At 56.3% G+C, this 13157-nt stretch carries 12 protein-coding genes; 8 read left to right on the top strand and 4 right to left on the bottom strand.

Features of this window, described 5'->3' with window-relative positions:
• The first annotated feature begins 5 nt into the window (after positions 1-5).
• Genes hflD through pabB form a run of 4 tightly spaced genes read left to right on the top strand, consistent with a single transcriptional unit; the run spans position 6 to position 4660 of the window.
• Positions 6-662: a high frequency lysogenization protein HflD gene (hflD, locus tag R3F50_16835; GenBank protein ID MEZ5491956.1), complete on the top strand. Its 657-nt coding sequence runs from the start codon at positions 6-8 to the stop codon at positions 660-662.
• A gap of 12 nt (positions 663-674) precedes the next feature.
• Positions 675-2054 carry an adenylosuccinate lyase gene (gene purB / locus R3F50_16830; GenBank protein MEZ5491955.1) on the top strand — a complete coding sequence of 460 codons (1380 nt, stop codon included), beginning with the start codon at positions 675-677 and terminating at the stop codon, positions 2052-2054.
• 58 nt (positions 2055-2112) lie between these two features.
• Positions 2113-3309, top strand: a complete 1197-nt coding sequence (locus R3F50_16825; protein ID MEZ5491954.1) for a cupin domain-containing protein — start codon at positions 2113-2115, stop codon at positions 3307-3309.
• Positions 3299-4660 (top strand): aminodeoxychorismate synthase component I, encoded by a 1362-nt coding sequence (gene pabB / locus R3F50_16820; protein ID MEZ5491953.1) that lies wholly within the window; start codon positions 3299-3301, stop codon positions 4658-4660. Before R3F50_16825 ends, pabB begins: the two co-directional genes overlap by 11 nt.
• Before the next feature lie 47 nt (positions 4661-4707).
• Here the strand turns inward: pabB and thrH are convergent, their stop codons facing one another.
• The gene (gene thrH / locus R3F50_16815; GenBank protein MEZ5491952.1) at positions 4708-5325 is read right to left on the bottom strand and encodes a bifunctional phosphoserine phosphatase/homoserine phosphotransferase ThrH; all 618 of its coding nucleotides are present in this window, start codon (positions 5323-5325) and stop codon (positions 4708-4710) included.
• A gap of 328 nt (positions 5326-5653) precedes the next feature.
• Here thrH and R3F50_16810 point away from each other — a divergent pair, with 328 nt between their 5' ends.
• On the top strand, positions 5654-6379 hold the full coding sequence (locus R3F50_16810; protein ID MEZ5491951.1) for a phosphoadenylyl-sulfate reductase: 726 nt from the start codon (positions 5654-5656) through the stop codon (positions 6377-6379).
• Between the two features lie 66 nt (positions 6380-6445).
• Here R3F50_16810 and cysB read toward each other — a convergent pair whose 3' ends face one another.
• Entirely contained in the window at positions 6446-7426 is a 981-nt protein-coding gene (gene cysB / locus R3F50_16805) for an HTH-type transcriptional regulator CysB (protein MEZ5491950.1), read from the bottom strand.
• A gap of 141 nt (positions 7427-7567) precedes the next feature.
• Here cysB and R3F50_16800 point away from each other — a divergent pair, with 141 nt between their 5' ends.
• Complete coding sequence (locus R3F50_16800) at positions 7568-7717, top strand: hypothetical protein (protein ID MEZ5491949.1); 150 nt, start codon at positions 7568-7570, stop codon at positions 7715-7717.
• Positions 7718-8728: 1011 nt separating this feature from the next.
• On the opposite strand, the gene R3F50_16795 is transcribed toward R3F50_16800, so the two are convergent.
• Complete coding sequence (locus R3F50_16795; GenBank protein MEZ5491948.1) at positions 8729-9625, bottom strand: 5'-nucleotidase; 897 nt, start codon at positions 9623-9625, stop codon at positions 8729-8731.
• A 307-nt stretch (positions 9626-9932) separates the two neighbouring features.
• Here R3F50_16795 and R3F50_16790 point away from each other — a divergent pair, with 307 nt between their 5' ends.
• Positions 9933-11060 (top strand): patatin-like phospholipase family protein, encoded by a 1128-nt coding sequence (locus tag R3F50_16790; protein ID MEZ5491947.1) that lies wholly within the window; start codon positions 9933-9935, stop codon positions 11058-11060.
• Positions 11061-11206: 146 nt separating this feature from the next.
• Here the strand turns inward: R3F50_16790 and msrA are convergent, their stop codons facing one another.
• Positions 11207-11872, bottom strand: a complete 666-nt coding sequence (msrA, locus tag R3F50_16785; GenBank protein ID MEZ5491946.1) for a peptide-methionine (S)-S-oxide reductase MsrA — start codon at positions 11870-11872, stop codon at positions 11207-11209.
• An 88-nt stretch (positions 11873-11960) separates the two neighbouring features.
• Here msrA and R3F50_16780 point away from each other — a divergent pair, with 88 nt between their 5' ends.
• Positions 11961-13136: an aspartate aminotransferase family protein gene (locus R3F50_16780; GenBank protein MEZ5491945.1), complete on the top strand. Its 1176-nt coding sequence runs from the start codon at positions 11961-11963 to the stop codon at positions 13134-13136.
• Positions 13137-13157: the final 21 nt, after the last annotated feature.

Raw genomic sequence — 13157 nt, 5'->3', positions numbered from 1 at the left:
TCATGATGCAATTCAACAAATGGGAATATCAGAACCTTGCCCTGGCAGCCATCGCTCAGTCGGCAACCCTGGTTAATAATCTCGCGGTCCGAGGCTCCGCCGACCCGGCCGCCGTTGCGGTCTGTGTGGATCCGCTGTTTAACTTCAGCCCTGCTTCGGTAGAAGACATGTTCCCCAACCCCAGTCGGCTGAGCCCCGGGCTCAGGTCCCTGCAGGAAATTTTCAGCAGCGACAAGGAACAGCGTAACCCGGAAGTTATCCGTTACCTGCTGGGCATTCTGGCACTGCGCCAGAAACTCATGTCGGATCGCGCCATGCAGGAAAAACTGCAGTCACGCTTGCGGCAGATTACTCCGCTGGCCAGCTTTGACGAAGCGGATGACGAAGGTGCTCAACAACGCTTCTTCGAACAGGTCGCCGGCGTCTACCAGGAGACGATAAGCACCTACCCGTTTCGTATCAACGTGACAGGCGATCTTGAATTTCTGCGTAATGAAAAGGTCGCCAACCGGGTAAGAACACTGCTGCTGGCCGGAATCCGGTGGGCGGTGTTCTGGTATCAGATCGGCGGCAGACGCTGGCACCTGGTGCTGTACCGGAAAAAAATCGATCAGACTGTCGGCGATATACGCAGAAATCTGTTAAACAGCATTCAGGATTAAAGCATGACCCCACTGCCCCTTACGGAACTGACCGCCATCACCGCAATCGATGGCCGTTACCGGAACAAATGTAACGAACTGGCCCCCTATTTCTCAGAGTTCGCCCTGATAAAATACCGCGTCGAAGTTGAGATACGCTGGTTACAACAATTGGCGACCAACCCCGAACTGCCCGAGACAGGCCGTCTGAGCCAAGCCGGCAGAGCTTTTCTGGATGATCTGGTAACCCACTTCAGTCTCGATGACGCGCAGCGTGTCAAAACGATAGAAGCCACTACCAATCACGACGTGAAGGCGGTGGAATACTTTATCAAGGAAAAAATCGGCGATCAGCAGGACCTTCAGACCCAGCTGGAATTTGTCCATTTTGCCTGCACGTCGGAGGACATTAACAATCTCGCTTACGCCTTGATGCTCAAACATTGCCGGGAAAAGGTCCTGATCCCGGTAATGGAGGCGGTGATTGAAAAACTCGCCGACATGGCCCGGCAGTATGCCGACCAGCCCATGCTGTCGCGTACTCACGGCCAGACCGCATCACCCACCACCGTTGGCAAGGAGATCGCCAATGTGGCCTACCGGCTGAAGCGCCAGTTGTCCTCCTTCAGGCGAACCGAGATACTGGGCAAGATCAACGGTGCAGTAGGAAACTACAACGCCCACCTGTCCGCGTACCCGGAAGTCGACTGGGCGACCCAGGCAAGAGAATTCATCGAGTCACTGGGATTAAGCTTTAACCCCTACACCACTCAGATCGAACCCCATGACTATATCGCCGAGCTGTTTGCTTCACTGTGCCGATTCAACACTGTGCTGATTGATCTGAATCGGGATACCTGGGGCTATATCTCTCTCGGTTATTTCAAACAGAAAACCGTTGCCGGGGAAGTTGGTTCATCCACCATGCCCCACAAAGTCAATCCGATTGATTTTGAAAATTCCGAAGGAAATCTCGGCATCGCTAACGCCATACTGCAGCACCTGGCAGAAAAGTTGCCGATTTCCCGCTGGCAACGGGACCTGACAGACTCCACGGTGCTTCGCAACATGGGCACCGGTCTGGCCCTCAGCCTGATTGGTTTCCGCTCCTTGCAGAAAGGGCTCGGAAAGCTGGAGCTTAACAGCGAGATTATCCTGCGTGACCTTGATGCCAGTTGGGAGGTTCTCGCTGAGCCGATTCAGACGGTGATGCGACGCTACGGGGTGGAACAACCCTATGAAAAGCTCAAGGAGCTGACCCGCGGCCAGGCGATTACCCGTGAAACCCTTCATGGTTTTATCGATTCTCTCGCGATACCCGCAGCCGCCAGGCAGCAGCTCAAAGAGCTGACACCGGCGTCCTACATTGGGAATGCCAGCCAGCAGGCCCGGGATCTGCAGTCTTATCAATGATAACAGCCCCAGGCAGCCCGGGGCCGACGAGATCGCGAACAGCACAGGCGAAAAGGACATGCTTCTGCAAGGGTTTGATCCCGAAATATTCCTGCTCGAATACTGGCAGCGCAGACCCTTGCTTATCAAAAATCCGCAGCAGGGTTTTGTCGACCCCATAGACGCCGATGAACTGGCGGGGTTGGCCTGCGACAGCGACATGGAGGCGCGCCTGGTAACCCGCACACAGGCAGACTCCTGGCAGCTTAGCCACGGCCCTTTTGCCACAGACAGATTTGCTGGCCTGGGCGAAACCAACTGGACTCTGCTGGTCCAGGCGGTGGACCAGGTGCATGAGGGAGTCGAGGCGTTGAAGCGCTACTTTGATTTCCTGCCAGCCTGGCGAATCGACGATGTAATGGTGAGCTATGCCTGCGACGGTGGCGGAGTTGGTCCTCATTTCGACCAGTACGATGTGTTTCTCATCCAGGGTCGCGGTTCGCGGCGCTGGCAACTGGGGCAGCACTGCGAAGCCGGCACACGATTGCGGGATGACACGGAACTGTCGCTGGTCAATAACTTCGATGTCACGGCGGAGTACCTGCTTGGGCCAGGTGACATTCTTTACCTGCCTCCCCGCGTCGCGCATCATGGTGTATCGGTGGGCGAAAGCCTGTGTTACTCGATAGGCTTCCGCGCCCCTTCCCACGCCGAATTGCTGCTGGATTTTTCGGATACGCTGGCGGAAACTCTCACTGAAGACCAGCGCTTTCAAGATCCAGCATTGCATAAGCAGGACGAGTTCGGCCAGATTCAGGACCGCGCCATCGATCAGGCTTTCGAAACGGTGGCCGCACTGGTGCACAACAAATCCCTGTTTACCGACTCCTTTGGCCGCTATGTGACGCTCCCGAAATATCCGGAACGCGTCATTCCGCCAGATCTCGAGTACGACGAGGCTGAGATTTTCAGGCTTCTGGTTAACCGAAACTCCCCGGTCGCCCTGTATGTAAACCCCGCTTCCCGCCTGGCCTATTCGTTGGATCCGGTCCACCAGCAGGTAAAGCTGTTTGCCGATGGCCAGCTGGTTCCCTGTGCGCTCGCCTTGCTTCCCCTTGCAAGGGCACTGTGCGGTACCCCCTGGACCCAACCCCTTGCTGTCGGTCAATGGCTACCCGAACTGCCTGCAACTGCCGGCCTGCTCACTCAACTGATCAATCAGGGAAGTCTTCTGATCAGCGAAGAGAACGACTTCCAGGATGGCGATGTCCGCTAGCAAACCGTTGATTGAAATCCCCTATACGACCGACAGCTCAACCCTGGTGGCGAAATTGCAGGATCTTCATGGCGTGGTATTTCTCGACAGCTGCAACCACAATCCTCGCGGTGGCCGCTTCGATATTGTGTCAGCCCTGCCGGCCGCCACTCTGACGATGGATTGCGGCCGACTGGTCTGCTCGGAATCCCTGCCGGAAGGTATAGACCAGGACCTGTTTCAGGCCGCCCGTCATCTGCTGACATGCTATACACCCCAACAACACGGACAGACAGATCCGTTAGCCGAGGCTATGCCTTTCCGTGGCGGGTTAATGGGCTTTCTCGGCTACCCCGGGATACAGGCGCCTGGCGAGTGGCGGGTTGAACAGGGGTTTCTCGGGCTCTACCTCTGGTCGCTGTGTGTAGACCACCAGGCCAGGCGGAGCAGTGTGTGGTTTCATGCCAACTGCCCGCCACAGACCCGTGAGGCAGTACTGGCTGCCCTGGCCGGTAGCATTCCACCAGCGCAGCATTTCGCACTGCAGCAGACTTTTGCCAACGACATGCCCGAATCCCACTACCGGCAGGCTTTTGCTCGCATCAAGGGCTACATCAAAGCTGGCGACTGCTACCAGGTAAACCTGACCCAGCGCTTTTCCAGCCGCTACACCGGCAGCCCTTTCGCGGCCTACCAGAGGCTGCGCCAGGCTACGGGCAAGCCTTTCTCCGCCTTTCTGCGCTGGGATGACAAGGCGCTGCTGAGCCTGTCCCCTGAACGCTTTCTCCAGGTGGTTGATGGGCAGGCGCTGACTCAGCCAATTAAAGGCACCCGGCCCCGAGGCAAGGATCGGGAAGAGGATCAGCGACTGGCACGGGAATTGATGGCCAGCGAGAAAGACCGGGCGGAAAATCTGATGATCGTGGACCTGCTGCGCAATGATCTGGGCAAGGTCTGTGATTACGGCTCCATCCGGGTACAGAACCTCTTCGAACTGCAGGAGTTCGACAATGTCTTTCACCTGGTCAGCACGATCAGAGGCCAGCTGCGGAAAGGTGTTGACCCACTGCAGCTGCTGGAACAATGTTTCCCGGGGGGATCGATAACCGGAGCTCCGAAGTGGCGAGCCATGGAGGTCATCGAGGAGCTGGAGCCCCATCGGCGTGAAGTTTACTGCGGGAGCGTTTTCTACCAGGACTTCGACGGGCGCATGGACAGTAACCTGACCATCCGCTCATTGCTGTGTCAGCAGCAGGACATCTTTTGCTGGGCGGGCGGAGGCATCGTTTCGGACTCCCGGTGCGACCAGGAATATGCCGAATGTTTCGATAAGATTCGCTCTCTTATCAGCACGTTACAGAGCATAACTTAGAAACGCTCTAACCAATCGATGCAAGTCGGCGCGATTGCTGTGACAACTCAGTCCGCGAGCTTGCGATTGCTGGCCTTGATGAACTCAGCTTTCAGGTCGTCGTACTCAAAAACAGCGGGGAATTGGGGAAACTCCTCGATTACATTGTCGGGAGCCTTGAACAGAATGCCGACATCGGCTTCGCCCAGCATGGAGGTGTCGTTGTAGGAATCGCCGGCGGCGATGACCCGGTAGTTCAATTGATGAAAGGCCATCACCGATTGACGCTTGTGGTCCTTCAAGCGGATGTTGTAATCGACAATCCGGCCACGCTCATCCGCTTCGAGCCGATGACAGAACAGGGTCGGGTAGCCGAGCTGGGCCATCAGCGGCAACGAAAACTCATAGAAGGTATCCGAGAGGATGACCACCTGGAAGCGTTCGCGCAGCCAGTCCAGGAACTCCCTCGCGCCAGGCATCGGCGACATGGAGGCTATAACCTGACGGATATCGTCCAGCCCCAGTTGATGCATCTCGAGTATACCAAGGCGCTGTTTCATCAGCACATCGTAGTCCGGAATATCCCGCGTCGTTGCACGGAGTTCATCGATTCCGGTTTTTTCGGCAAAACCAATCCAGATTTCCGGTACCAGAACCCCTTCAAGATCAAGACATGCAATTTCCACTGTGACACTCTCCGAACCAAGTGGTGAAAAAGCGCCAATTTAGCAGAACGAACCCACATTAAAAACTGCTTCTGACTGTCCAAATAAAATTAAAGTTTTACTAGATGTGGTCGGTGTGACAAGGCAAAGCTCAATATTTAGTGTTTTCGCCCCGATTATACTGTCTAACTTACTAATTTTGTTGAAGTTTTTTCACGTGGAACATCGCCAGCCACAGCCCGGCCGCCCCATCACCTTACCTGCCACAACAAATACCCGAGAATGTGGCGTTTTTCGTCCGCTGCCCGCCGTTACGGCCAGGCATCGGCCTTGAAGCAAGCGAACCCCCATGGCAGAAACAATCCAGCCAGACGTGCTCAACAAGCAGGCCGGAGACCTCTCCCCCCGGGAAATCCTGGTCCAGTGCCTGGCGCTACGACCTGCCACAGCGATAGCATTCAGCGGTGCTGAGGATGTCGTCCTGATCGCAATGGCGGTAAAGATCAACCCTGACATTCCTGTCTTCACTCTGGACACCGGACGCCTGCATCCACAGACCTATCGATTCATCGAGGAAGTCCGCAACCACTACCGACTGAACCTTGAAGTCCTGACCCCTGATCGGGAACCGCTGGAGAAGCTGGTCAGGGAAAAAGGCCTGTTCAGCTTTTACGAGGACGGCCACCAGGAGTGTTGCGAAATCCGCAAAATCAACCCGCTGCGCCGCAAGCTGGTAACGCTGGATTGCTGGATAACCGGACAGCGTCGCGACCAGAGCCCGACCCGGGCCCAGGTGCCCGTCTACCAGAAGGACCCCAACTTCCGCGGCAAAGACGGCGAGTTCCTCAAGGTAAACCCCCTGGCCAACTGGACCCTGAGCCAGGTGCGGGACACCATAAGGCTTCTGGAAATCCCCTACAACCCGCTGCACGACAAGGGTTTTATCAGCATCGGCTGCGAACCCTGCACCCGCGCCACATCGCCAGGGCAACATGAGCGGGAGGGTCGCTGGTGGTGGGAAGAAGCGACTGCCAAAGAGTGCGGGCTGCACCGGGACAACCTGACGCACCGCTGAAAGCCCTTCCCCAGGCTCTGCTGAGATCTGGCGGGCGTGCGGCACCAGGGACTCAGAGTCAGGGACTCAGAGTCGCGGCAAGGTCACTTCTGAGAACAGCTCCTCCAGTTCCGCCGCAGAACGGCATTTCAAAGCCTCTCTTACCAGTTCCCCTGTCAGGTGCGGCGCAAACATCTGGATAAACTCATACATGTAACCCCGCATGAAGGCGTCCCGCCGGAAACCGATGCTGGTAATGCTGGGCTCGAACAAGTGCCCTGCATCCAGCGCCACAAGATCGCTGTCGGAGTTCGCCTCCCAGGCCATCCTGGCGACGATGCCGATCCCAAGCCCGAGCCGGACGTAGGTCTTGATGACGTCGGCGTCAGAGGCGGTGAACACTACCCGCGGGGTCAGGTTGCGGGCGGAAAACGCCTCATCGAGCTTGGAGCGGCCGGTAAACCCAAAGGTGTAAGTGACAAGAGGAAACCTGGCGATGTCCTCAAGTTTCAGGCTCTCACCGGCCCTGCCTGCCAGCTCGTGCCCGCGGGGCACCAGGATCGCCCGGTTCCACTGGTAGCACGGCATCATCAACAGGTCTTTGAAAAGCTCCAGGGCCTCGGTGGCAATGGCGAAATCCACTGTCCCGTCGGCCGCAAGACGGGAAATCTGCATGGGCGTACCCTGATGGAGGTGAAGCGCCACTCCGGGGTACTTGTCAATGAACTGCCGAACTACCGGCGGCAGCACATAACGGCACTGGGTGTGGGTAGTGGCGACCGCCAGACTGCCCCGCCCGCTATCCGAGAACTCACCTGCGATAGATCGGATATCTTTCAGTTTTTTAAGCACTTCTTCTGCAACACCCAGCACTGCCTCGCCAGCCGGTGTGATACTTCTGAGGTGCTTGCCGCTGCGCGCGAACAGCTCCACTCCGAGTTCATCCTCCAGCTGACGTATCTGTTTGCTGATACCCGGCTGGGAGGTGTAAAGGCTTTGTGCCGCCTGAGTGATGTTAAGGTTACTCCTGGCGACTTCGACCGCATAACGCAATTGCTGTAACTTCATGCCTGCCTGCTCCCTGACTATTCTTTAACTGCATAACAATACGGCATTATATTCTTATTTAGAATAATGCCGGTAAGGTAGAGTTCCTGCCCCGATAACCAGAGCCTCTGAGGCAAAAGACCCCCGGAACCGCATCAGGCCATGAATGAATTTCTGTTCTATGTCCTTGGGAGTGCCGGCGCGGGCTTTGCTATTGGGTTGACAGGCGTCGGTGGCGGCTCTCTGACGACGCCCCTGCCCCACCTGTTCAATTACCTCCCCCCGGCAGCCATTGGCTCTACGCGTCGCTGACGAAGGCAGGAAGCGCCTTCTCCCACCATCGCCGCGGCAATGTCGACTGGCGCATGGTCGGCCTGCTGGCTGCAGGCAGCCTGCCGGTTTCGCTACTGTTGCACAACGCACTGGGCAACAGTCGTTTCCTGGTGTGTGATGGGTTTGCAAAACGCCGCATGCGAAGCCTCGGTACAATGTTAATAATATCTTCTATCCACTTGTTATTATTGAATAAACTAAGATTTAAAACAGCCAGCCAGGGGACTGCTCCAGAGCCGGATTTATCCAGCGTCACAGCGCCGCCAGTACCCTGCTGATGGGCGTCCTGCCGGGGATCTGCATTACAGTGTCATCGGTGGGAGCCGGTGCCTTCGGCTCGGCGATTCTGCTGGTCATTTATGCCAGCATGCCGACTGTCAAGGTGATCGCCGCGGATGTGGCCCACGCCGTTCCCCTTCCTCTGATAGCGGGACTCGGCTACCTGGCCAGCGGTTACGTGGATATCCCCCCTGCTGCTGAGCCTTCTGGCAGGCTCGTTGCCGGCGATTCATCTGGGAACCCATGTCAGCAGCAATGTCCCGGAACGGGTGCTGCAGAGCCTGCTGGGCGCCCTGCTGATGCTGCCGGGCCTCAATTACACTCTGCGGTGATAAGTCTCCACACACAATGTGGGCCGAAGCGGCTGGATCAGCACTTCAACCCTCAGCACTGACCCTATATTCCAGCATCAATTAACTTCATTATCTAATTGATAATTAAAATAATATAACCCTGTTAGTGCCCACTCACGGAGGGGGAAAGTTAACCACAGCAGGCTGCCTTGCAGCGTTTGTTCGAGGAGCGCCTGCAGGATTCAATACCTGGTTAAAAAAGTTATTTATCTCATTGATTTTATTAACAAATTAAATTTTAGTACGTTGACAGCAATGGCATCCCATCAGGCCAGGCAGACGTTGGCTGTTGCGCTCTTCTGATCTGTCCGACAATTCGACTAATGGGGATTAGCTGGCATCAGCAACTCTTTGATTATTAATCATTTGCTATGCCATGGGGGACATGGCCGGTGGCCACGTGGCCGCGTGCGGATTCACAATGCCCCTGCTGGTCATCGAAGAACACGTCAGCGTGAAAGGCCTTCAGAAACTCGCCCTTGTCCAGCCCGCCCAGAAACAATGACTCATCGATACGGATATTCCAGGCCCGCAGAGTCTTTACCACCCGCTCATGTGCCGGCGCTGAACGCGCTGTGACCAGGCAGGTTCGTATCGGCGCTTCCCCGGTCGGGAATTCAGTCTGAATCTGCTGCAGGGCCGCCAGAAAAGGTTTGAAAGGCCCTCCGCTGAGCGGCTCGTTGGCGGCACTCTTCTCACTCGCAGTGAAGGCTTCCAGGCCAGCGGTTTTATAGACCCGCTCAGCCTCATCTGAAAACAGCACGGCATCGCCATCAAAGGCGATTTTCAAAATCTCCTCGTCAGCCGTGGACCGCTGCGACGGCAGGATAGTCGCCGCAGCCACGCCGAGCTCCAGTGCCTGGCGCACGTCAGCACCGTCGGTAGACAGAAACAGGTGACTGCCGAACGGGCCGATGTAGCGATACGGACTGTCACCACCACAGAACGCGGCCCGGGTGATATTCAGCCCATAGTGCTGAATCGAGTTGAAGACCCGCAGCCCCGTATCGGCACTATTGCGCGACAAAAGGATAACTTCTACACGAGATTTATCCAGCAACACATTGAGATGTAATAATTTTTTTACCAAATCAAAGGCATCCCCCGGATCCAGCGGCTGATCCTCGCGTTCAATCTGGTAATGCTGAAAAGCGGCCAGGCCTTGCTCTTCAAACACCCTGTGGCTGTCTGCCAGGTTAAACAACGCCCGGGAGGAGATCGCGATGACCAGTTTTTCAACACTGCTGGGCTGCATGTTTACCAGGTTTCCCAATGCCAAGGAGGATTATCAATAAATCAATTAAATACAGAGAGTTATCAAATATATTTAAGATACATTCCGTGCGATTTCAGCCCGCACCTGACGGTTGTTATTGCCGGAGAGAAACTGCATTATGCGTCTGCGTAAGTTGTCTGCGCAATAGCCGTCAAGCAATGGGTCGGACGGACGCTATAATTTCTGCGCGATTCGAATGCAGGAGGGGGTATACCGCCAGGTGGGTTGCCTCGGACGCAACGCCTGACCGGACTACAACTTTTATACGCCCAGACACCCTGTACTGATGAAGCAGCAACGTCCCGATAAAATTGGTCTGATTCTCTCTGGCGGAGGCGCACGCGCTGCCTATCAGATCGGGGTATTGCGCGCCATAGCGAACATCCTGCCAGGCGGAACCCGCAACCCTTTCCATGTTATTTCCGGCACCTCCGCCGGGGCTCTGAACGGTGTCGCCCTGGCAACTCATGCTCATCGCTTACGGACCGGAGTCCGGACACTGGAGTATGTCTGGAAGAACATCAGCAGTGAAAAGATCTATCGGCTGGACTCCAGCGGAATAATGGGAAGTGCCTCCAACTGGCTGTTGGCCATGGTCACCAACCGACCCTCCGAGGCCCCGGTTTCCCTGTTAAACAATTCGCCACTGGAACAGTTACTCCGGCAGGTGATCAAGTTTGAGCGGATCAATCGCCATATCCAGGCCGGCTTGCTGGATGCCGTTGCCGTTACTGCGTCGAGTTACTCAAGTGGTGAGTCGGTAGCTTTCTACCAGGGGGTCAAGGAGATCGAAGATTGGCGCGGCCCGCACCGCCGCGGCGTCAGAAGCCAGCTGACACTTCCCCACCTGATGGCATCGGCGGCGATACCGACTATTTTCCCGGCCTTGCGCCTTGACGACGAATATTATGGTGATGGCGCCATACGGCAGCTCGCCCCGACCAGCACGGCCCTGCACCTCGGCGCACGCAAAATTTTCGCCATAGGTGTCAGTGGCACGCGAACTCCAGCAACGGGCAGCGGGACGGAGATGCACCCCTCTCTCTCCCAGATTGTGGGCCATATTCTGAACAGCGCCTTCGTGGACACATTGGAGAACGACCTGGAATTTCTGCGTCACATGAACGATGTACTGCCGCACGTGCCGCAGAGGAAACTGTTGAAATACAATATCCGGCATCAGATTGTGGATCTGCTGGAAATTTCGCCCAGCCGGGATCTCAGTGAATTAGCCACTGAATATTTTGACGAACTCCCGCGACCACTGCGTCTGTTTATAAAGGAAGCCAGTGGAGGTGCCATACTGAGCCTGCTGCTGTTCGAGCCTGGCTACTGCAATGCTCTCATGCAGCTGGGGCTGGAGGATGCTATGGAGAAGGAGACTCAGATCAGGGAATTTTTCGGCTTTGACTGACAGGGGCATGTGGTTGGCCAGTGAAGGAGCCCTGTGCGAAACAACCGTAACTGGCCTGGGAATAACCAGTGCCTGGCTGGACTTTACTGTAAAGCCGGCCAGATCCCGACACCGCAGGCAGCTTCTGCACTTCGGAACATAACCGATTACGACTGCTGATCGGCGGGCTTATCGGAAGACAGGCACACACCGGTGCCCCCAAGACCGCAATAGCCGGCCGGATTCTTGGCCAGGTATTGCTGGTGGTAATCCTCAGCGTAATAAAAATGTTCCAGGGGTTTAATCTCCGTGGTAACAGGCCCATAGCCAGCTTGCCCCAGATCCTGCTGATAGCGCGCCAGACTCGTTTTCGCCAGCTGCTCCTGCTGCTCGTCGACCGGATAAATAGCGGAGCGGTACTGGGTGCCCCGATCATTTCCCTGACGCATCCCCTGGGTCGGGTCATGGGATTCCCAGAAAACCTGCAACAGCTGCGCGTAGGTGATTAACGCCGGATCGTAGTAGACCAATACCACCTCGGTATGGCCCGTTGCCCCGCTGCATACATCTTCGTAAGTCGGATTAGCGGTAATGCCGCCGGCATAACCCACCGCGGTGCTGAAAACACCGGGTAATTGCCAGAACCTGCGTTCTGCCCCCCAGAAACAACCCAGGCCGAAAACAGCCTGTATCAGTTGCTCCGGAATCGGCGCCACAATTGGATTACCGGTCACAAAATGCCGGGGATTGACCTGAACGACCTGCTGCCGGTCCGGCATGGCGGTTTCACGGTCCGGCAGTGATTCTGATTTGGTAAATCGACTGAATAGCATGCGTTGAATGATACACGGTTATGGGGCATTATGCCGCCACTTGCATCCCGTCACAGCGCCGCCCTGCGGCAGTTCAACCGAGCAAACCATGAAATCTGCATTAATGAACAATTACGGCAACCCGGAGCTGGAATTTGATCACGGTAAGGGCTGTTTCCTTTATACACCGGACGGCGAAGAATACCTGGATTTCGCCATGGGAATCGCCGTCAATTGCCTGGGTCACTGCCACCCGGCGCTGGTCAAAGCCTTGTCTGAGCAGGCAGGCAAACTCTGGCACACGTCAAACCTGTATCGTATAACCCAGACCGAAAAACTGGCCCGGCGGCTCGTCGATCTGACTTTTGCTGATCGGGTATTCTTCTGTAATTCCGGCACCGAAGCCGTGGAAGCCGGCTTCAAAATCATGCGACGCTATCACCATGACAATGGGCGCGCGCAGCGCAAACGCATCATTGCCGTTAGCGAGGCTTTTCATGGCCGGACCCTGGCTCCTGTAGCAGCCGCCGCAAACCCGCTCCACATTGAAGGATTCCTGGTGGGAGATGCCGGCTTCGACCAGGTTCCGTTCGGAAACCCGGACGCCATCGCTGCCGCCATCAACGACACAACTGCCGGCATCGTCATCGAACCCATTCAGGGGGAAGGTGGCATTCGACCGGTTCCGCAGGACTACCTTGCCCACCTGCGTGAACTGTGCGATCAACATGGCCTGCTGCTGATGTTCGATGAAGTGCAATGCGGGCTGGGCCGCTCCGGAACACTCTATGCCTATCAGCAAACCGGTGTGGTACCCGACATCCTTGCCTCCGCAAAAGGGCTGGGTGGCGGTTTTCCCATGGGTGCCTGCCTGGCAACGGAAGCGGCAGCCTCGGTCATGGTCGCCGGCACCCACGGCAGTACCTTCGGCGGCAATCCGCTGGCCGGCGCCGTCGGAAACGCCGTCCTGGACGAAGTAACCCGACCGGGATTCATGGCAGAGCTGAACCACAATGCCGGGTTTCTTCACGAGCAGTTACGCCAGCTGGTGAGGGATCATCCGGACAAGTTGGAAGAGATTACCGGTGCGGGATTGATGATCGGGATTAAATGCCGGATCAAGAATGGAGAATTTATCAACGAACTCACCCGACGCAGAATGCTCACCGTCAAGGCTGGACGAAACAGTGTCCGCTTGCTTCCACCCTTGAACGTCAATCGTGACGAAATCGATCGAGCGCTGGGTATCCTGCGGGCGACCCTGGAAGACTGGCCCACCGACTGACTTAAAAAAAACAGAACAGGA

It is taken from the genome of Gammaproteobacteria bacterium (assembly GCA_041395725.1).
In the GTDB taxonomy this organism is placed as follows: Bacteria; Pseudomonadota; Gammaproteobacteria; order Pseudomonadales; family Pseudohongiellaceae; genus NORP240.
The sequence above is the reverse complement of the archived record's forward strand: the minus strand, read 5'-3'. Positions and strand labels throughout refer to the sequence as shown.